The organism is Corallococcus sp. 4LFB (genome assembly GCF_046520365.1).
In the GTDB taxonomy this organism is placed as follows: Bacteria; Myxococcota; Myxococcia; order Myxococcales; family Myxococcaceae; genus Corallococcus; species Corallococcus caeni.
This window is the reverse complement of sequence record NZ_JBKGHJ010000028.1, coordinates 1-18,345: the sequence shown is the minus strand read 5'-3', so window position 1 is coordinate 18,345 and position 18,345 is coordinate 1. Positions and strand designations below refer to the sequence as shown.

The following is an 18,345-nucleotide window of genomic DNA, read 5'->3' as shown; positions in this document are numbered from 1 at the left end:
GCGAGCTGCAACCATGAACTACGACACCGTCATCGCTTCGCTTCGACAGGACGTCCAGCGTGGCCTCTCCGTGGAGGACACGGTCGTGGCACTGCATGCTTCGGGGCTGACGCTCATCCAGAGCATCAAGGCGCTGGTGGAACTCTTTGGCATGTCCCTGGGGGACGCGAAGGCTAGGGCCGCGAGTCATCCCGTCTGGACCAACGTCGCGAAGGCAGCAGAACCGCTGCATGACGAGCTGGAGGCCTACGCGGAGAAGAACAAGGGCCGTCAGTAGGCAGCCGAGCCGGGGCGGGGACGTGCATCCCGCCTCCGCGTTCCCGCGGCAGGTCCTCCAGCAAGGAGGGCCTGCCGCTGAATCAATCGGTTGAAAGTGATTGCGGACGTGGAGTCCCCGGGCCCCGAGGTGCTCGGGGCCCTGAGACAGCGGTTCCCGGAGGCCGTGGACCTGCCGGACTGACTCACCCCGCCAGCGGCAGGCCGTCCGTGGACTCCACCAGGACGTTGCCGCGCACCCAGCCCAGCAACCCGGTGGAGGACTTCACCAGGTACCAGACGTCCTCCCGGTCCCCGAGCTTCGCGGGGACGCTCGCGGCCAGCACCCGCACCTTGGAGCCCTGCGCCGTCGTGGCCACCACCGCGGAGCCCGTGCGGCTGTGCGCCAGCGGGAAGGACTTCTTCACCGTGGCCTCCACGCCCGCCGCCGTGGCGTCCAGGCCCACCGCGTACAGCTCCTGCGGCACGTGCACCAGCTTCCACGCCTTGCGGTCCAGCGTGTACTTGTCCCGCTTCTGCCAGAAGCCCATCCACGTATCGACCAGGACGATGCCGTTGCCCTTCGCCTCCGTCAGCGCGCGCACGCCCCCCAGCGGCTTCACCGTCCTGCCGTCGTAGCCGTAGAGGAAGAAGCGGTGGTCGTCGTCCACGTTGCCCAGCGTGTGGACCAGCAGCTCCTTCCATTTGTCGCCCGTGTCCAGGTCCACCACCGTGAAGCCTCGCACCTCGTTGCCGGAGGCGTTGCCCTGCGACGTGGCGCCTCCCACCTTCAGCGTGAACTTCCCGTCCTTGCCCGCGCTGAGGGACACCGCGTCCGGCTTGCCGTCCCCGTCCAGGTCCACCTGCGCGGACGTCACGGGCTCGTCGTTCTTCTGCGCGGACGCAGGCGCACCGGCGAACAGCACGGCGGAGGACAGCACGGCCAGCAGGGATGTCTTCACGGAAGAGGACCTCGGTCGGGAACAGGGGCCGCGTCACGCTAGCCGCCCGCCAGGCCCCCGGACACGCGCTTTCACCCCGAGCGGCGGAAGCGCCCCCGGAAGTGCCGGTCCAGGTACACCTCCGCGTGCGCCAGGGCCTCGCGCGTCCCGGACGGCAGCTCCAGCCCGGCCGCGGCCACCCGCGCCTGGCGCATCGCGGAGCCCCTTCCGTCCCCAGCGGAACCCAGGGCGGCCGCCACCGCGTCCACCCGGGCGTGCGCGGCGTCCACCACGCCCTTCGCCTCCTCCAGGGACACCTCCCCCTCCGCCAGCGCGGTGAAGAGCTGGCAGCGGTAGCGGCGGCAGGCCTCCGGGCGCTCCTCGTAGACGGTGCAGCACAGCCCCTCCAGCGCGGCGCAGCGCTGGGGCAGCACCTCCGCGCCGTCCTCCCGCGTCCCCAGCGGCAGGCCCCGCCGGCGCAGGGCTTGCGCCTCGGCGGGCTTCAGCGGCACCTGGGTGAAGAGGGTGCCGTCACAGCACATGCCGCAGTGGAGGCAGAGGGTGGACAGGGCGGAGGACATGGCGCGTGCGGGATAACCCCCCGCCGGGGAGCGAGTCATCCCCGACGTGCGTGTTCGCCCGGACCTCCATCCTCCAAGGCAGGCCAGGTCTCACCAGCCGACATGCGACAATCCCCCGTGTTCCATGTGTCGGAGTCACCCGGTTTTCATGGGTTGCGCGCGACCGAGGGGAGGGACAGGGCTGCACCTGTCTCAAAAGGCCATGCTCCTGTCCGTGGTGGAAATCCTCGGACAGTGAGAAGCCAGTTCGCGACAGTCCAGCCCGTGGCCGGGGACACGGCCCGAAGGTCTGAGTGCAGACGGGGTGAATGATCTCCACTCTGTGGGAATCCGAGTTCCCCGGGTCACCTGCAACTTGGGGACACCACGGTTTCTTCGGACGTCGTAGATTCATGCCCCGCAGGACATCAGGGAGCCCCCATGCACACGGACACTCACGACGCGCCGGCTGGCCGCGAAGCCCTCCTCGGATACCGGGTGGGGACGGAGCTCAGCGCGGCGGCCTCGTTTGGCGCGGACTTCTCTTCCGGGCGTCTGGTGCAGCTGTCGCTGGAGCACCTCACGCTCCACCTGGAGTCGCGCGCGGTGCCCCGCAAGGGACAGGCGGCGTCCGTGGTGGTGGGGGAGGGCGAGCGGTGGGCCACCGCGCTGGACGCGGAGGTGATTGGCGTCAACGCCCTGCGCCCGGAGGTGAGCCTGCGCTTCGTCGCGCCGCCGCTGGACGCGGGCCGCCGCATCGTGGGCCTCCTGGAGTCGCTGCGTGACAACGGCCTGCTGCTCACGCCGGAGACGCGGCCCGTGTGGCGCGAGCAGATCGACCGCGCGGAGCGCGTCACGCGCATCTGCGAAGCGCTGGCGTCCCGGCAGGCCCGCGGCGTCCTGCGCTCGCGCGACGGCCAGGCCGTGGCGGAGGTCACCTGCGCCTTCTTCGAGCCGCTCCAGGACGCGTTCGCCTGGAACCTGCACGGCGCGCTGCCCCCGGGCCCCTCACCCTGGAGGCCTTCGGCTACTCCAGCGTGGTGCACTTCCAGGTGGACGCGGCGCGCATGGAGGGCGGCCTGCTGGTGATGACGACGCCCCCGTCGCTGGTGCGCTTCCGCCACCGGTGGCTGCGCCGCACGCAGGCCAGCGCGTCCTGCACGCTGGAGTTCGACCATCCGCTCTGGCCCCAGGTGCACGTGCACCGCGGCCTGCTGGACGTGTCCTACGAAGGCCTGTCCTTCCTCACGCAGCCCGGCGAGGACCTGATGTACCCGGGCCTGCGCCTGCCGGTGATGGAGGTGGCCCTGGACGGCTGCGCGCCGGTGCGCCTGCGCGCGGAGGTGCGCAACATCTCCAGCACGCCCCACGGCCGCCGCTGCGGCGTGAGCGTCCGGCCCCTGGACGCCGAAGGGGCCCGCGCGTGGCGCGCGCTGGTGGAGGCCCAGGCCCACCCCACCACCAAGGTGGAGGGCGACTGGAACGACGCCACCTGGAAGCTCTTCGAGCGCTCCGGCTACTTCCGCCTCCCGGGCAAGGAGCCGGAGAAGTTCACCAGCCTGCGCGACCAGTTCTCCCGCGCGCAGGACAAGCTCCAGGAGGCGCCGCTCTTGGGCTACCGCGTGGTGCGCCCCGCGGAGGACGGCATGGAGGCCACGCTGTCCGTGCTCAAGCCCTACGCGGGCAGCTGGATGGCGCACCAGCTGGCGCGGCACCAGCCGCCGGGCAGCCGCTCCACCGCGCGCGAGGCCCTGCGCGACATCTACCTGCGCGGCTACGAGCCCACGCAGGCGGACCCGGAGGTGAAGTGGTTCTTCGCCTACTGCGAGGCGAACGTGCGCTGGGTGCGCTACACGAAGTTCGACTTCGCCACCTGGTACGCGGACACCGGCCAGACGTGCCTCGTCCCCTTCCGCCTGATGGAGGGCGAGGTGGACAGCCTCTGGACGAAGCCCGCGAACATCACCCTGGGCGCGCCCACCCAGGAGGAGCGCGCCAGCTTCTTCGCCCGCGTGGCCGGCACCCGCCCGGAGGCCTACCGGGAAGCGCTGGACCTGGTGCCGGAGCGCTTCGACCTGGAGGCCACGCGCACCGGCTGGGGTGACGCGGGCCTGTCCCGCGAGCGCGAGCTGGTGGTGGCCCGCCATGAAGGCCGCGCCGTGGCCTTCGCGGTGTTCGAGTCCGCGCAGCCGGGCCTGAACCTCTTCAACGTGCTGGACGGCGTGCGCCTGGTGCCGCTGGAGGAGGACGCGCGGCCGCAGGTGCAGGACGCGTTCGTGGCGCTCCTGGCCCAGGCGGCGGAGTGGTACCGCGCGCGCGACCGCAAGGTGTTCGTCCACTACGTGGAGGCCACCTGCGTGGAGTACGCGGAGCGCGTGTCCCTGGCGGACCTGGGCGACGGCAAGCTGTGGGTGATGTCCGCCCGGCTGCTGCCGGAGTTCCTGGAGCACCTCTGCGAGTCCACCACGCCGCGCGTGGCGTAGCGGGACTCCGGGCGGGCCGGAAGACGCCTTCCGGCCCGGTGCGGCTCAAGAGGCCCTAGAGCCCCTCGTCGTCCGGGTCCGGGTAGGACTCCAGCTCCTCTTCCTCCTCCTCCACCGGGGCGGGCGCCTTGGCGTGGCGCCCCTTGCCGCCCTTGCCCTCGTGCGCCGGAGCGCCAATGTCCGAGTCCGGGCCCACGATGTAGCCCTGGCGCCCCTGCTGGATGCGGCGCAGGACCCCTTCCTGCTCCAGCGCCTCCAGCAGCCGCGCGAAGGTGGAGAAGCCGTGGTCGCGCTCGTCGAAGTCGGGCTCCTTGCGGACGATGGTCTCCTTGATGAGCGACGGGTTGAGCGGGCCCGTCGCGCGGCGCAGCAGGCTCTGCACCACCTCGCGCGCGACGGCGGCACCTCCGCCTTGGGCTTGCCGCCCTTGGACTCGGCGCCCTCCTTGGAGCCCTTGCCCTCGTGGCCCTTGTCGTGGCCCTTCCCGCCCCGCTTGCCGCCCTTGCCCTCGTCGCCCTTGGCGCCCCGGCCGCCGTGGTCGCGGTCCTTCTCCTTGTGGGAGCCGTCGCCCTTGTGCTTGGGCTTCATGTAGATGAACTGGTCGCACGCCCTCACGAACATCTGGGAGCTGGCCTCCCTCACCGCCAGGCCAATGACGGTGCGGCCGTTCTCACGCAGCTTGTACGCCAGGGGGCAGAAGTCGCTGTCGCCGGAGGCGATGACGAAGGTGTCGATCTGCTCGCGCGCGTAGCACAGCTCCAGCGCGTCGATGACCAGGCGCATGTCCGCGCTGTTCTTGCCGGCGCGGGTGGAGGGGGGCACGTCCACCAGCTCCACGCCCACGTCGTGCAGGCGCTGCTTCGCGTCCTCGAAGCGCGTCCAGTTGCAGTAGGCGCGGCGGAAGACGACCTTGCCCTGCTCCAGGAGCTGGTCCAGCGCGGGCTGCAGGTCGAACTGGCTGGCGCTGATGCCCGTGTTGGTGACCAGGTTCTCGAAGTCGATGAAGAGTGCGATGCGGTGCTGCTCGTCGGTACGTCCAGCCAAAGGTGCCTCGTATTCGTGTGCGAGCGGTCCTTGGCTCGCGTGCGCTCCACCCTACTGTGGGGACGCTGCCGCGCGCACGGTCCGTGTTCCGCCCTGAACATTCAGTGCCACCCACCCTACGTTTGGGGCCTGAGCCCGGGGGCAGCGCCCCCGTGACACGGAGGTGTGAACATGATGCACGGATTCCCCCGGCGGTTGCGAGCAATGGCGTGGGCGGCGCCGACGCTTGGCCTCTTGTTGTGCGCCGGTCCCGCCCTGGCGAGTGAGCCCCAGGTCAGCAAGGACGGCGACCAGGGGGGTAACACGCCGTCGAACATGGCCGAGCCCGCGAGCACCAGCCCCTCGAACGTCGTGGGCACCGTCCCGACGACGTCCCCCGCGGCCATCACCCAGGGCCTGCCCGTGAGGCAGATCACCCCGGATGAGGACCGCATGCGCCAGGTGAGCGGGCCCGTGGTGAAGCAGGACGGGCTGACGCTGTACGTGCGGGACGTGACGGGCCCGGTGGTGCCGCTGGACCTGAGCGCCCTGAACATCCACAAGGCGCCCAACAAGGGGCAGCAGGTGGTGGCCCTCTACCAGGTGGAGGACAAGACGGACAACGTGGCCCTGTCCCTCCAGGGGGAGAAGCAGAAGTGAGGCCGGCCGGGCCCTAGTCCGGCTTCGCGCCGCCGCGCACCTCGTCCAGGACGCTCAGGTCCACGAGCCCCGCGATGTCGGCGCTGGGGAGGTACCCCAGCGCCTTCGCGTGCTCGGCGGACGTCTTGAGCGCGGAGGGCACGGGGTCCAGGCTCGGCTCCAGGCGGGAGAACGCGGCCTGGAGCACGGGCCCGGGCAGGGGCTTTCGCGTGAGCTGGCCGAAGGCGGAGTTGACCGCCGTGGCGAAGGCGGCCGGGTCCGCGCGCCAGCGCTCGGTGAGCTGGACGTGGGTGCGCAGGAGCGCCGCGATGCGCGAGCGCTGCGTCTCCAGCACCTTCTTCGTCGTCACCACCACCGTGGTGGGGAAGCGCTGGTCCGGCCAGAGGTCGCGCTCGTCCACCAGGATGTGACCGCCCCCTTCCGCGAGCATGCGCGACCCCCAGGGCTCGGGCACCCACGCGCCTTCGATGGCGCCCTGGAGGTACTGGGCCAGGATGTCCGGGCTGCTGAGGGGAATCACCTGCACGTCGCCGCCGGCGTCCACGGCGATGCTCAGCTTCTGGGCCTTCAGCCAGGTGCGCAGGGCGATGTCCTGCGTGTTGCCCAGCTGCGGGGTCGCCAGCTTCTTGCCCTTGAGCTCCTGGGCCGTCTTCGCGCTCTTCACCACCAGCACCGCGCCGCCGTTCACCGCGCCCGCGATGATGCGCAGCTCCTTGCCGGCCTTGAGGTACGTGTTGATGGCGGGGCCCGGGCCCACGTAGGCCACGTCCACGGAGCCCGCGACCAGCGCCTCCATGGCGGCGGGGCCCGCGTTGAACGGCCGCACCTCCATGTGGCCCACCCCCGGCTGGGACGCGAAGAGCCCCTCCGAGTTCGCCACCAGCGCCTGGGCGTGCGTGATGTTGGGGAAGAAGGCCACGCGCAGGGGCGCGTTGGGGCCGGAGGGCGTGTCCTTCTTGCAGGAGGCCACGCCGCTCAGGAGGACGACGCAGACACCGAGGAGCAGCGACAGCGGACGCGCGGAAGACATGGTGCGTCACGCTAATGGGGACTCCCCGCCTGGTTTCAATGGCCGCGGGGGCGAAAGCGTCCTGGGGCTCACACGGACGCCGTCAGGCCCCACCGGCGCCTCAGGCGCGTCTCCACCGTCTGGAAGAGGACGCGGTCCACCGTGATGCCGATGAGGATGATGGCCAGCATCACCGCCATCACCTGCGCCACGTCCATCAGCTCGCGGCCCATGGTGAGCAGCTGGCCCAGGCCGCCGGAGACGAAGAGCAGCTCCCCCGCGAGCAGCGCGCGCCACGCGAAGCTCCACCCCAGCTTGAGGCCGGTGACGATGCCGGGCAGCGCGCCGGGCAGGAGCACGCCGAAGTAGAAGCGCGGGCCCCTCACGCCCAGGGTCCGCGCCACGCGGGCCAGCTGCGGGTCCAGGCCGTTGACCGCGTCCTCGGTGGCGATGGAGATGCCCAGCACGCTGCCCATCACCACCACGAAGAGGATGGCGCCGTCGTTGAGGCCGAACCACAGGAGGGCCAGCGGCAGCCAGCAGATGGAGGGCAGGGCCTGCAGCCCCATCACCACCGGCCTCACCGCGTTGCGGAAGAAGGACAGCCGCGCGATGCAGAGCCCCAGCGGGACGCCGATGGCCACCGACATGAGGTAGGCGCGCGTCAGCCGTCCCAACGAGCGCAGCGTGGCGCCGCCCAGCTGTCCGTCGCGGGCCATGGCGAGGAGCGCCTGGAGCACCTCCAGCGGCCCGGGGAACAGGTGCTCGTTCCACACGCCGGAGCGCGACAGCCCCTCCCAGAGCGCGAAGAGCAGCGCGATCATCCCCAGCTTCTGCGCCCACTTCAGCATGGCGGTGTCCCCCGTCCCCTCTAACGACTGGTCACGACGCGGGTCCGGGGCAGGCTGGACGGCGTGCGCGGGCGGCGGCTCAAGGGCTCCGGGGGCGGGGCCTCCGGGGGCGCCCTTCCGCGGCGCGCAGGCGGTGGCGGATGTCGCGCGCCATCGCGTCCAGGGACGGGTCCTCCAGCGAGCGCGGCATGGGCAGGTGGAGCTCCAGGTCCTCCACCACGCGGCCCGGGCGGGGCGCCATCAGCACCACGCGGGTGCCCAGCATCAGGGCCTCCTGCACGTCGTGGGTGACGAACACCACCGTCTTGCCGGAGTGCAGCCAGATGGCCTGCAGCAACTCCTGCATGTGCACGCGCGTCTGGGCGTCCAGCGCGCCGAACGGCTCGTCCATCAGGAGCACGTTGGGGTCCACCGCGAGCGCCCGGGCGAGGCTCGCGCGCATCTTCATGCCGCCGGAGAGCTCATGGGGCAGCGTGTCCGCGAAGCCCTCCAGGCGCACGCGCCGGATGAAGGTGTCCGCCCGCTCGCGGCGCTCGGAGCGGGGCACGCCCCGGGCGCCCAGCGCGAAGGTGATGTTGCCGCGCACGGTGAGCCACGGGAACAGCGCGGCCTCCTGGAACATCAGGAGCCGGTCCGGCCCGGGCCCCCGGATGGGCCTGCCGTCAATGGCCACGCTGCCGCCCGTGGGGGCCACGTGGCCCGCCAGCGCGTAGAGCAGCGTGGACTTGCCGCAGCCGGAAGGGCCGAGCAGACAGACGAACTCCCCCGAGCGGACGTTGAGGTTCACGTCCTTCAGCGCCACGACCTTGTTGGCGTAGTGGTGGCCCAGCTGGGCGACGGAGATCTTCGCCCGGTCCGCGTTCACGTTCGCGGGCCGGAGCAGGTGGGGCGCCGCCTGGCGCAGGCCCCGCATCCGCTCGATGAGGCGTCGAAGCATTCGCCAGAACCTATACATCTGCCCCAAGGTCGCACAGGCGGGGCCTGGAAGCGGGCGGGCGCCTTTCACTGAAGGACAGCGGGTGCCGCCGCGGCGCCTGGCCGGCTGCCCTCCAGGGTGGAGGCGCGGGTGCCGTCAGGGCGCGGCGGCCCGCTCCGCCCCGCGGTGCGCGAGCGTGCGGGAGAGCAGCCACAGGCTCAGGGCGAGCACGCCCAGGCCCACGCCGGTGAAGGCGCCGCCCACGCGCAGCGACGCCTGCCGGTGGTCCTCGAACACCGCGAGCGCGTCCGTGCGGGGGCCGGTGAGGTAGCGCCGCACGGTGTCCGCGTAGGCCCGGGCCTCCGCCTCGTCCTCCGTCCACTGGTAGGCGAGCGGCTGGACGCCGGTGGCCGTCCGCAGCTGGGGCCGGAAGATGGGCGCGGCGCCACTGCGAGCGCTGCGGCTGCGGGCCACCTCCACGTCCTGGAGGTCCTGGGGCGCGTAGCGGCCCACCTCCTCCTGACCCAGACAGCTGGAGCGGGTGAGGACGCACGGGCCCTGGGGCTCGCAGCGCAAGTCCATGCGCGCCTTCTGGCCAAGGAAGAACACCCCCAGCACCAGGAAGGGCAGGGCGAGCAGCAGGAAGGCCGTGGCACCGATGGCGGTGGCGCGGCTGCGTCGGGGGGCGGGGGGCGCACGCACGCCTGCGTCTATAGACCCGCGCGTCCCCGGGGGCAGTGCTTTCACGCGCCCGCGGGTGCCGCCCTCCAGGCAGGCGGGCGGGCGGCACGGGCCGTCCAGCGCCCGTCCCCCCTGGCGGGCCCGGTGGGGAGACAGGGGCGGAGGGCAGGCACTTGCGACATGGGTCCCAAGTCCGCACCCCTTGTCCTGGGACGTGCAGCACTTCGCCCGGAAGGAGTCCTCCAGCCCATGAAGGCCGTGGCCATCATGTTCCCCTCGCGCGAGCCGCGCATCCTCGACGTCCCCGAGCCGCGGCTGCACTCGCCCACCCAGGTCAAGGTGCGCACGCTGGAGATTGGCGTGTGCGGCACGGACCAGGACATCCTGAAGGGCCACCACGGCATGGCGCCGAAGGGTGAGGACCACCTGGTCCTGGGCCACGAGTGCCTGGGCGAGGTGCTGGAGGTGGGCGCGCACGTGCAGGGCCTGAAGCCGGGGGACCTGGTGGTGCCCCGGGTGCGCAGGCCCTGTCCGCACGCGCACTGCCCCGCGTGCCGCCACGGCCACCCGGACTTCTGCGTGACGGGGGACTACACGGAGCGCGGCATCCAGGGCGCGCACGGCTTCGGTTCGGAGCACTTCGTGGAGGACGCGGCCTACCTGCACAAGGCGGACGACTCCTTGCGCGGCGTGGCCGTGCTCACGGAGCCGCTGACCATCGCGGAGAAGGGCCTGCGCGAGCTTTCGCACATCCAGTCCCGCCTGCCGTGGAAGGTGAGCCCCGGCAAGGCGCTGGTGCTGGGCGCGGGGCCGGTGGCGCAGCTGGGCGCCATGGCGCTGCTGCGCGCGGGCTTCGACGTGACGGTATACTCGCGCAGCCCCAAGCCCAATGAGAAGGCCGCCGCAGCCGAAGCGGTGGGCGCGCCGTACCTCTCCTCCAAGGAGGTGACGGTGGAGGCCCTGAAGCAACGGCTGGGCGGCGGCGTGGCCGTCATCTACGAGGCGACGGGCGCGTCGAAGGTGGCCTTTGACTCGCTCCAGGTGCTGGAGGAGAACGGCGTGCTCATCTTCACCGGCGTGCCAGGGCGCGAGGAGCCGCTGGAGCTGCAGGGCGACCAGGTGATGGGGCAGCTGGTGCTGGGCAACCGGGTGATGTTCGGCACGGTGAACGCGGCGGACAGCGACTTCCGTGAAGCGCTGGAGGACCTGGCCCGCTTCCGCGCGAAGTGGCCGGGGCGGCTGGAGGCGCTCATCACCCAGCGCCACCCGCCGTCGGAGTTCGCGAAGGTGGTGGAGGCGAAGGGCGGCATCAAACACGTCATCTCATTCCAGGAGCATGCCCGGTGAATCCCCATCACGAGGACCTGAAGGGCGGCGTGGCCATTGAAGACCACGGCGTCATCGGGGACCTCCGCACGGTGGCGCTGGTAGGCAACGAAGGCACCATCGACTGGCTGTGCTATCCGCACTTCGACAGCCCCAGCCTCTTCGCGGCGCTGCTGGACCCGGAGAAGGGCGGGTACTGGCGCGTGTCCCCGGAGCCGGACGGGGTGATGAAGCGGCAGTTCTACTGGCCGGACACCAACGTGCTGGTGACGCGCTTCTACACGCCGGCGCGTGGGGGAGCTCATCGACCTGATGCCCCTGGGCAAGGGGTCGAAGGCGGAGGGGCGCGTCGTGCTCCGGCGCATCCGCGTGGTGCGCGGGGAGATGTCCTTCCGCATGGAGTGCTTCCCCGCGTTCAACTACGCGCGGGACGAGCACGAGACGCACGTGGTGAACGGCGGCGCGGCCTTCCTCTCCAAGAGCCTGAGCATGCAGCTGGTGACGCCCGTCCCGCTGAAGCAGGTGGCCAACGGCGTCGTCGCGCACTTCACGCTGAAGGAGAGCCAGTCCGCGGTCTTCACCCTGCGCGAGGGCGGCGTGGAGGGCTGCCACCACCACCTGCACACGCACGAAACCGCGGAGAAGCTCTTCCGCGACACGGTGGACTACTGGCGCCACTGGCTGTCCCGGTGCAAGTACACGGGGCGGTGGCGGGAGATGGTGCAGCGCTCGGCGCTGGCCCTGAAGCTGATGACCTTCGAGCCGTCCGGGGCCATCATCGCGGCGCCCACGTGCAGCCTGCCGGAGTCCCCGGGCGGGACGCGCAACTGGGACTACCGCTACTGCTGGCTGCGCGACGCGGCCTTCACCGTCTACGCGTTCATCCGCATCGGCTTCAACGAGGAGGCCGCCGCGTTCATGCGCTGGGTGGAGAAGCGCTGCGCGGAGAACGGGGACGGCCCGCTGCCCTGATGTTCAGCCTGGACGGCACGCCGGTGCCGAAGGAGGAGGAGCTCCGGCACCTGCGCGGCTACGGCGGCGCGCAGCCGGTGCGCATTGGCAACATGGCGGCGAAGCAGCTCCAGCTGGACATCTACGGCGAGCTGATGGACTCCGTGTACCTGTCCAACAAGTACGCCGCGCCCATCTCCTATGACTTCTGGCGGCACCTGCGGCGGCTGGTGGACTGGGTGTGCGACCACTGGCGCATCGAGGACGAGGGCATCTGGGAGATCCGCGGCTCCCGCCGGCACTTCGTCTATTCGAAGCTGATGTGCTGGGTGGCGGTGGACCGGGCCATCCGGCTGGCGGACAAGCGCAGCCTGCCGGCGGACCGCACGAAGTGGCTGAAGACGCGCGACGCCATCTTCGAGGAGATCATGGACAAGGGCTGGTGCAAGCAGAAGGGCGCCTTCATCCAGGCCTACGGGCACGAGGCGCTGGACGCGGCCAACCTCCTCATGCCGCTGGTCTTCTTCCTGTCGCCGGTGGATCCGCGGATGCTCTCCACGCTGGACGTCATCCGCAAGGCGCCCCGGGACGGGGGCCTCACGTCGGACGGCCTGGTGTTCCGCTACGAGGCGGACGAGAAGCTGGACGGGATTCAAGGCAGCGAAGGCACCTTCAACCTGTGCAGCTTCTGGCTGGTGGAGGCGATGACGCGCGCGAGCGCGGTGCGGCCGGACCTGCTGGACGAGGCGCGGCTCATCTTCGAGCGGATGCAGGGCTACGCGAACCACCTGGGGCTGTACGCGGAGCAGACGGGCATGTCCGGCGAGGCGTTGGGCAACTTCCCGCAGGCGCTCACGCACCTGTCGCTCATCAGCGCCGCGTACAACCTGGACCGGACGTTGGGCCGCCACGATTGACGAAGGGGACGGTAGACTCGCGCGCACCCGCCATGCCCGACCTGTACCCGCTGCTGTTCCGCTTCGCCGTGAAGGCGGATGCCCACTACGACGTGCTGAGCCGCCGCGTGCGCAAGGGGCTGGGCATCGCCCCGCCGCTGCGCATCCTGCCGTACCGGGGCTACGGCACCCCGGAGCGCGTGGTCATCAAGGCGCGCGTGCTGGAGGAGCGCAAGGTGACGCCCCAGCGCCAGCGCCACACGCTGTGGAGCAGCGCCGTGGCCTCCTACAAGCGCTACATGACCCGGGAGATCGCCAGCGCGCACGTGGCGGTGCGCTGGGGGGACAAGCACTGGGAGGGCGTCACGGACGAGGAGGGCTTCCTGGAGCTGTGGGTGCCGCCGCCCGAAGGCGTGCGCTCCGGCTGGCACATGGTGGAGCTGGAGCTCTTGTCCCCGGAGGCGGAGGGCGTGCCGCGCGTGACGGCGCCGGTGCGGGTGGCGGGGACGAGCGCGGAGCTGGGCGTCATCAGCGACATCGACGACACGGTCATCGCCACGGGGGTGACGGATCCGCTCAAGCGCGCGTGGGCGCTGTTCCTCACGGAGCACCGGGGGCGGCTGCCCTTCCCGGGCGTGGACGCGTTCTACGCGGCGCTCCAGGCGGGCGCGAGCGGCACGGCGGACAATCCCATCCTCTACGTGTCCAGCAGCCCGTGGAACCTCTACGAGCACCTGGACGAGTTCCTCTCCATCCACCGCATCCCCATTGGGCCGCTGCTCTTGCGCGACTGGGGCCTGTCGCGCGACGGCTTCGCGCCGGGCGGGGGCCACGGGCACAAGCTGGATAAGATCCGCGGCGTGCTGGAGACGCTGGGGCACCTGCCCTTCGTGCTGATTGGCGACAGCGGCCAGGAGGACGCGGAGCACTACCGCACCATCGCGCGCGAGTACCCGGGCCGCATCCGCTGCGTCTACATCCGCAACGTGCCGGGGCGCTCCAAGCGCGGCGAGGAGATGCAGGCCATCGCGAAGGACATCCGCGACGCGGGCAGCGAGCTGGTCGTGGTGGACGACACGGTGGCCGCCGCGAGGCACGCGGCGCGCGCCGGGTGGATCCGCTGGGAGGAGGTCCCGGAGGTGGAGGCCCACCGCCGCGAGGACGCCGCGCGGAGCGCCCTGGGCGAACGGGGCTGAAGCCTTCCCACCCCGCGCGTCACGGCGCGGTGACACCCGCGCGGCTCCCCGGTTCACCCCCGGGTGCGAGCCCCGGGGCTCACCCCACGGGGCGGCCGCTCTGCATGTGGACCATGCGGATGGCGCGCTCCATCAGCTCCCCCTGCGCGGAGCGCTTGTCGTTGGGCGTGGCGGCGGTGCGCCGCCGCCACGTGCCGTCCGCGGCCAGCTCCCACGCGCCGCTGGTGTCCACCATGCAGCGCTCCACCACGTCGCGCACCTGCGCGGCCAGGACCGGGTCCTCCACGGGCGCCAGGATCTCCACGCGGTGGTCCAGGTTGCGCGGCATCAGGTCCGCGGACCCGATGTAGCAGCGCGACGTCGCGCCCCGCTCGAAGGCGTAGATGCGCGGGTGCTCCAGGAAGCGGCCCAGGTTGGACACCACCCGGATGTTCTCCGACACGCCCGGCAGGCCCGGCCGCAGGCAGCAGATGCCGCGCACGTTGAGCTCCACGCGCACGCCCGCGCGGGACGCGTCGTAGAGCGCGCGGATGATGCCCGGGTCCACCAGCGCGTTCATCTTCATCAGGATGCGCGCGGGGGCCTCCGGCGTGTGCGCCGCGACCGTCTTGCGGATCTCCTCCATCAGCCCTTCGCGCATGGTCAGCGGCGCCACCAGCAGCTTGCGGAAGGAGCGCGGCCGGCCGAAGCCGGTGAGGAAGTTGAAGACGTCCGCCACGTCCGCGCCAATGTCCGGGTCCGTGGTGAACAGCCCCAGGTCCGTGTAGAGCCGCGCCGTCTTCGGGTTGTAGTTGCCCGTGCCGATGTGCACGTAGTGCCGCACCCGCTCGCCCTCGCGCCGCACGATGAGGATGGCCTTCGCGTGCGTCTTCAGGCTGGGAATCCCGTACACGACGTGCACGCCCGCCTCTTCCAGCGCGTTCGCCCAGCGGATGTTGGTGCGCTCGTCGAAGCGGGCCTTCAGCTCCACCATGCACACCGCCTGCTTGCCGTGCTCCGTCGCGCGGATGAGCGCGGGCACCAGCGGCGAGCTGTCCGACGTGCGGTACACCGTCTGCTTCAGCGCCAGCACGTCCGGGTCCTCCACCGCCTCGCTCACGAAGCGCTCCACCGACGTGGTGAAGGACTCGTAGGGGTGGTGCACCAGCAGGTCGCCCCGGCGCATCGCGGACATCACCGTGCCGCCGCCGTCCGGGGACTCGTTGTCCGTGCGCAGCCGCGCCTGCGTCACCGGCGTCCACGGCGGGTCGCGCTGCTCGGAGAAGCCCGGCGTCATCGCCAGCGACATCATGTCCGCCAGGTCCAGCAGGCCGTGCTCCTCGTACACCTGCCGGGGCTCCAGCGTCAGCGCCTCCACCAGCGGCTCCAGCAGCTTCGCGTTCATCCCCGCCTGCACCTCCAGGCGGATGACGTCCCCGAAGCGGCGCTGGCTCAGCTCCGTCTCCACCGCCTTGAGCAGGTCCTCCGCGTCCTCGGACACGGTGAAGTCCGCGTCGCGCGTCACGCGGAACAGGCTCCAGTTGAGGACCTCCATCCCGGGGAACAGGTCCCCCAGGTGCTGCGCGATGATCTCCTCCAGCGGCACGAAGAACGCGCCCCCCTTGAGCGGCACGAAGCGGGGCAGAATCTCCTTGGGCACCTTCACCCGCGCCACGCTCTCCTCCTCCGCCACGGGGTCTCGCAGCAGCACCGCCAGGCTCAGGGACAGGTTGGAGATGTACGGGAAGTGCCGCCCCAGCCCGATGGCCAGCGGCGTGAGCACGGGGAAGATCTGCTCACGGAAGCGCTGGTCCACCTGCGCGCGCTGGTCCGCGTCCAGCTCCTTCATGGACAGGATGCGCAGGCCCTTCTCCGCCAGCGCGGGGCGCAGGACCTTCTCGAAGCAGTCCGCGTGGCGCCGGCCCTGCTCCAGGATGCCCGTGTGCAGCTTGTCCAGCGTGTCGCCGGGGGACGCGCCGTCCGGCACCAGCCGGCCCACGCGCGCGGCGATCTGCTCGTGCAGCCGCGCCACGCGGATCATGAAGAACTCGTCCAGGTTGCGCGCGTAGATGGAGATGAACTTCAGCCGCTCCATCAGCGGCACCTCCGGGGACTCCGCCAGCTGCAGCACCCGGTCGTTGAAGGCCAGCCACGACAGCTCCCGGTTGAAGAACAGGCCGCTGTCCGTCACCTCCGTGCCCGGCGGGACGACGTCCCGGTCCAGGGTCTTCTGGGTGGTGTTTTTCGCGGCGGCGCGCTTCGCCATGACGTGTGACTCCTCGAGATGAGCCTCAGGGTGTGCCCTCTAGCAGTCCGGCACCGCGCGAATTGTGAACTTGCACGTCTGGCCTGGAACCGGACATCCGGGCGTATCCCACCCTGGACGACTCCAGCAGCGGCCGGCGGGGCGTACGGGCCGTGGACTCCCCGGCAGTCCACCGCTTGAATCCGGCGCGGACTGGCGGCATTCAAGAGGGGTGAGCGCTCCCAATCTCCCGTTTCCGTCCGTTCCAGACGGTGCCCCGGCGGACACGTCCCCGGACGCCCTGTTCACGGCCTTCCGTGAGGGGGCCCAGAAGAAGTCCGGCCGCTTCACCTTCACCTGGTTCGTGGCCGCCGCGGTGCCGGTGGTGCTCGCCCTGGGCTTCGTCGGCCTCTGGCGCGCGAACGGGACGTCCTTCTCCGTCGTCACGCCGCACGGCATCAAGGTGCTGCGCGCGGGGATGAGCACCCAGGAGGTGGGGGGCCTGCTGGGCAACCCGCTCACGCTCCAGAAGCAGGGCGCCCAGGACTGCTACCGCTACGGCCGGCCCAACTTCGTGAACGAGGTCTTCGTCGTGTACTCCGTCTGCTACGAGCAGGGGCAGGTGCGCGACGTGCTCACGCACCAGTACTCGGCCTGGCAGATAGACCCCGCCACGGGCGCCTTCGTCGCGCCCGGGCAGCCCGCCGGGCCCAAGAACCCGGCGGGGTAGCGCTCAGCCCTGGGCGAGCCCTTCCTCGGCGCCCTCGAAGGTCACCCGGGCCTGCGTCATCACGTGCTCCACGGCGAGCAGGTGCCACGCGACGTCGGTCATCTGCGCGGACGCGGCCGGGTCCAGCAGGGACTCGCGCAGCTGCGCCTCGGTGATGCCGAAGGGCTCCGAGGACTCCTTGAGCAGCTCCAGCGCGGCCTGCGGCGTGAGCTGGAGCTTGTCCCGCTGCGCGATGGCGCGGAGCACCAGGGCAATCTTCAGCCGGCGCTCCACGTCGTCGCGGATGCCCGGGTGGTGCAGCCAGCCGTCCAGCGCCTCCTGCTGCTCCTCCAGGCTGAAGAACTTCTGCGCCAGCACCTCGCCCTCCGCCTGCTGCCAGCGGCGGCGGATCTCCTCGTCCACCAGCGCCTTGGGCACGGTGACGTTGGAGCGGGCGACGACTTCGTCCAGCACCCGGTTGCGCGCGTCCACCCAGAGCATGTCGGCCATCTCGCCCTCCATCTCCTCCACGATGGAGCTCATGACCTCCTCATGGGTGGAGCCGCGGCCCAGCTGCTGGAGGAAGGCGTCCGACTCCGTGTCGGGCATGCGCACCTCGCGCGCGGCCTTCACGTCCACCAGGAAGCGCGCCGGCATGCCGCGCAGCTGCTCCGCCGGGTAGTTGTCCGGCAGCACCAGCCCCACCTCCACGCTGTCGCCCACGCTGGCCTCGGCGATGACCTCCGCGAAGCCGGGCAGCATCACCTGGGGGGCCAGCTCCATCCAGTAGCCCACGCGGGTGCTCAGCGGGATGAGGCGGCCGTTGGCGTAGCCCAGGATGTCCAGCTGCACGTCGTCGCCCATGGCCAGCGCCTCGCCTTCCGCGCGCGGCCGGGCCTCCGCCTTCGCGCGGGCCAGCTCGTGGAAGCGCTCCAGGAGGTCCTCCTCCGTGAGGTCTTCCCCCTGCGGCACCCGGATGTTCAGGTTCTCCAGCGAGGGGGCCTTCACCTCCGGCAGGTCCGCCTGGTGGCCCAGGCCGGGCGCGACGGGCAGCCGCTGCACCAGCTGCCGCACGGGGGCCTCCACCGGGGCGGCGGGCGCTTCCGCGGGTTTGGCGCTGGCGGGGGGCCTGGTGCTTCCGGAAGGGGCGGCGGCGGACTTCGCCGGCTTCGCCGGGGCGGAAGACGGGCCGGACGCCTTGGCGGCCGGAGACTTCTCAGGGGGGTTCTTCTTCGTGGCCACCGGAGGGCCTCCTGGCAGGTAGCGACCGTGGTCCCAGAGGGGATTGAAACGAGCGCGTCTCACTCGGCCAAGGTGCCTACCAGAAAAGGGCCCTCCAGGGGACATCCCCGGGCCTTACGGCCCGGGGCCCTCACGTCACCGCGTCCGCTTTAGCCGAACAGGCCGCCGACGAAGCTGGAGACGGCGGAGACGGCGGCGCCCACCTGGCTGACCACCGGGATGTTGGTGGCGGCGGCGATGGAGCCCACGGCGGTGATGACGCCCGTGACCTTCTTGGTGGTGCTGGCGTTCGGGTCGCGCAGGGTGGAGATGGCGTTCGCCGTGTCGAAGGCGGCGATGGCGATGTTGGCGCCCGGGGCGAAGCGGCCAGCGGCCTTGGCCAGGGTGCCCCGGCGGCGCGGGCGGCGGCGGTCGCGCCGGCC

The 18,345-nt window shown here is 71.4% G+C and carries 15 protein-coding genes and 3 pseudogenes; 8 read left to right on the top strand and 10 right to left on the bottom strand.

Annotation, left to right across the window (positions count from 1 at the left end; genetic code table 11):
• The first annotated feature begins 13 nt into the window (after window positions 1–13).
• On the top strand, window positions 14–277 hold the full coding sequence (locus tag ACLEQD_RS05405) for a hypothetical protein (protein ID WP_410382243.1): 264 nt from the start codon (window positions 14–16) through the stop codon (window positions 275–277).
• 184 nt (window positions 278–461) lie between these two features.
• Here the strand turns inward: ACLEQD_RS05405 and ACLEQD_RS05400 are convergent, their stop codons facing one another.
• Window positions 462–1,217 carry a hypothetical protein gene (locus ACLEQD_RS05400; protein ID WP_410382242.1) on the bottom strand — a complete coding sequence of 252 codons (756 nt, stop codon included), beginning with the start codon at window positions 1,215–1,217 and terminating at the stop codon, window positions 462–464.
• A 71-nt stretch (window positions 1,218–1,288) separates the two neighbouring features.
• Window positions 1,289–1,777: a YkgJ family cysteine cluster protein gene (locus ACLEQD_RS05395; protein ID WP_410382240.1), complete on the bottom strand. Its 489-nt coding sequence runs from the start codon at window positions 1,775–1,777 to the stop codon at window positions 1,289–1,291.
• A gap of 420 nt (window positions 1,778–2,197) precedes the next feature.
• On the opposite strand from ACLEQD_RS05395, the gene ACLEQD_RS05390 reads away from it, so the two are divergent.
• Both ACLEQD_RS05390 and ACLEQD_RS05385 read left to right on the top strand, forming a co-directional pair.
• A complete protein-coding gene (locus ACLEQD_RS05390; protein ID WP_410382238.1) occupies window positions 2,198–2,845 on the top strand; it encodes a hypothetical protein in 648 nt (215 codons plus the stop codon).
• Window positions 2,794–4,239, top strand: coding sequence for a PilZ domain-containing protein (locus ACLEQD_RS05385; RefSeq protein WP_410382236.1), 1,446 nt, complete (start codon window positions 2,794–2,796; stop codon window positions 4,237–4,239). The genes ACLEQD_RS05390 and ACLEQD_RS05385 overlap by 52 nt, the downstream gene beginning before the upstream one ends.
• A gap of 55 nt (window positions 4,240–4,294) precedes the next feature.
• Here ACLEQD_RS05385 and ACLEQD_RS05380 read toward each other — a convergent pair.
• A pseudogene (locus ACLEQD_RS05380) lies at window positions 4,295–5,283 on the bottom strand (NYN domain-containing protein).
• Window positions 5,284–5,454: 171 nt separating this feature from the next.
• Here ACLEQD_RS05380 and ACLEQD_RS05375 point away from each other — a divergent pair.
• The gene (locus ACLEQD_RS05375; protein WP_410382234.1) at window positions 5,455–5,922 is read left to right on the top strand and encodes a hypothetical protein; all 468 of its coding nucleotides are present in this window, start codon (window positions 5,455–5,457) and stop codon (window positions 5,920–5,922) included.
• 13 nt (window positions 5,923–5,935) lie between these two features.
• Here ACLEQD_RS05375 and ACLEQD_RS05370 read toward each other — a convergent pair whose 3' ends face one another.
• The 4 genes from ACLEQD_RS05370 to ACLEQD_RS05355 all read right to left on the bottom strand — a co-directional run bounded on the left by ACLEQD_RS05370 (window position 5,936) and on the right by ACLEQD_RS05355 (window position 9,400).
• Window positions 5,936–6,952 carry an ABC transporter substrate-binding protein gene (locus ACLEQD_RS05370; RefSeq protein WP_410382233.1) on the bottom strand — a complete coding sequence of 339 codons (1,017 nt, stop codon included), beginning with the start codon at window positions 6,950–6,952 and terminating at the stop codon, window positions 5,936–5,938.
• A 68-nt stretch (window positions 6,953–7,020) separates the two neighbouring features.
• Entirely contained in the window at window positions 7,021–7,782 is a 762-nt protein-coding gene (locus ACLEQD_RS05365) for an ABC transporter permease (protein ID WP_410382231.1), read from the bottom strand.
• Window positions 7,783–7,861: 79 nt separating this feature from the next.
• Window positions 7,862–8,719, bottom strand: coding sequence for an ABC transporter ATP-binding protein (locus ACLEQD_RS05360; protein ID WP_410382229.1), 858 nt, complete (start codon window positions 8,717–8,719; stop codon window positions 7,862–7,864).
• A gap of 135 nt (window positions 8,720–8,854) precedes the next feature.
• Window positions 8,855–9,400: a hypothetical protein gene (locus tag ACLEQD_RS05355; RefSeq protein WP_410382227.1), complete on the bottom strand. Its 546-nt coding sequence runs from the start codon at window positions 9,398–9,400 to the stop codon at window positions 8,855–8,857.
• A gap of 228 nt (window positions 9,401–9,628) precedes the next feature.
• Here ACLEQD_RS05355 and ACLEQD_RS05350 point away from each other — a divergent pair, with 228 nt between their 5' ends.
• The 3 genes and pseudogenes from ACLEQD_RS05350 (at window position 9,629) to ACLEQD_RS05340 (ending at window position 13,748) form a co-directional block, all read left to right on the top strand.
• Window positions 9,629–10,726 (top strand): glucose 1-dehydrogenase, encoded by a 1,098-nt coding sequence (locus ACLEQD_RS05350; RefSeq protein WP_410382225.1) that lies wholly within the window; start codon window positions 9,629–9,631, stop codon window positions 10,724–10,726.
• Window positions 10,723–12,573, top strand: a pseudogene (locus ACLEQD_RS05345) (glycoside hydrolase family 15 protein). Before ACLEQD_RS05350 ends, ACLEQD_RS05345 begins: the two are co-directional and overlap by 4 nt.
• 32 nt (window positions 12,574–12,605) lie before the next feature.
• Window positions 12,606–13,748 (top strand): App1 family protein, encoded by a 1,143-nt coding sequence (locus ACLEQD_RS05340; protein ID WP_410382223.1) that lies wholly within the window; start codon window positions 12,606–12,608, stop codon window positions 13,746–13,748.
• A 79-nt stretch (window positions 13,749–13,827) separates the two neighbouring features.
• Here ACLEQD_RS05340 and ppk1 read toward each other — a convergent pair whose 3' ends face one another.
• Window positions 13,828–15,993 carry a polyphosphate kinase 1 gene (gene ppk1, locus ACLEQD_RS05335; RefSeq protein WP_410382221.1) on the bottom strand — a complete coding sequence of 722 codons (2,166 nt, stop codon included), beginning with the start codon at window positions 15,991–15,993 and terminating at the stop codon, window positions 13,828–13,830.
• Between the two features lie 211 nt (window positions 15,994–16,204).
• On the opposite strand from ppk1, the gene ACLEQD_RS05330 reads away from it, so the two are divergent.
• Window positions 16,205–16,702 (top strand): hypothetical protein, encoded by a 498-nt coding sequence (locus ACLEQD_RS05330; RefSeq protein ID WP_410382219.1) that lies wholly within the window; start codon window positions 16,205–16,207, stop codon window positions 16,700–16,702.
• 3 nt (window positions 16,703–16,705) lie between these two features.
• Here the strand turns inward: ACLEQD_RS05330 and ACLEQD_RS05325 are convergent, their stop codons facing one another.
• Together ACLEQD_RS05325 and ACLEQD_RS05320 are read right to left on the bottom strand one after the other, a co-directional pair.
• A complete protein-coding gene (locus ACLEQD_RS05325) occupies window positions 16,706–17,923 on the bottom strand; it encodes a peptidylprolyl isomerase (RefSeq protein WP_410382217.1) in 1,218 nt (405 codons plus the stop codon).
• Between the two features lie 149 nt (window positions 17,924–18,072).
• Window positions 18,073–18,345, bottom strand: a pseudogene (locus ACLEQD_RS05320) (hypothetical protein); the annotation flags it as partial.

Coding starts and splice junctions, on each gene's coding strand:
- ACLEQD_RS05405 (WP_410382243.1), top strand. CDS start 14: ATGAACTACGACACCGTCATCGCTTCGCTTCGACAGGACGTCCAGCGT.
- ACLEQD_RS05395 (WP_410382240.1), bottom strand. CDS start 1,777: ATGTCCTCCGCCCTGTCCACCCTCTGCCTCCACTGCGGCATGTGCTGT.
- ACLEQD_RS05390 (WP_410382238.1), top strand. CDS start 2,198: ATGCACACGGACACTCACGACGCGCCGGCTGGCCGCGAAGCCCTCCTC.
- ACLEQD_RS05375 (WP_410382234.1), top strand. CDS start 5,455: ATGATGCACGGATTCCCCCGGCGGTTGCGAGCAATGGCGTGGGCGGCG.
- ACLEQD_RS05370 (WP_410382233.1), bottom strand. CDS start 6,952: ATGTCTTCCGCGCGTCCGCTGTCGCTGCTCCTCGGTGTCTGCGTCGTC.
- ACLEQD_RS05365 (WP_410382231.1), bottom strand. CDS start 7,782: ATGCTGAAGTGGGCGCAGAAGCTGGGGATGATCGCGCTGCTCTTCGCG.
- ACLEQD_RS05360 (WP_410382229.1), bottom strand. CDS start 8,719: ATGCTTCGACGCCTCATCGAGCGGATGCGGGGCCTGCGCCAGGCGGCG.
- ACLEQD_RS05350 (WP_410382225.1), top strand. CDS start 9,629: ATGAAGGCCGTGGCCATCATGTTCCCCTCGCGCGAGCCGCGCATCCTC.
- ACLEQD_RS05340 (WP_410382223.1), top strand. CDS start 12,606: ATGCCCGACCTGTACCCGCTGCTGTTCCGCTTCGCCGTGAAGGCGGAT.
- ppk1 (WP_410382221.1), bottom strand. CDS start 15,993: ATGGCGAAGCGCGCCGCCGCGAAAAACACCACCCAGAAGACCCTGGAC.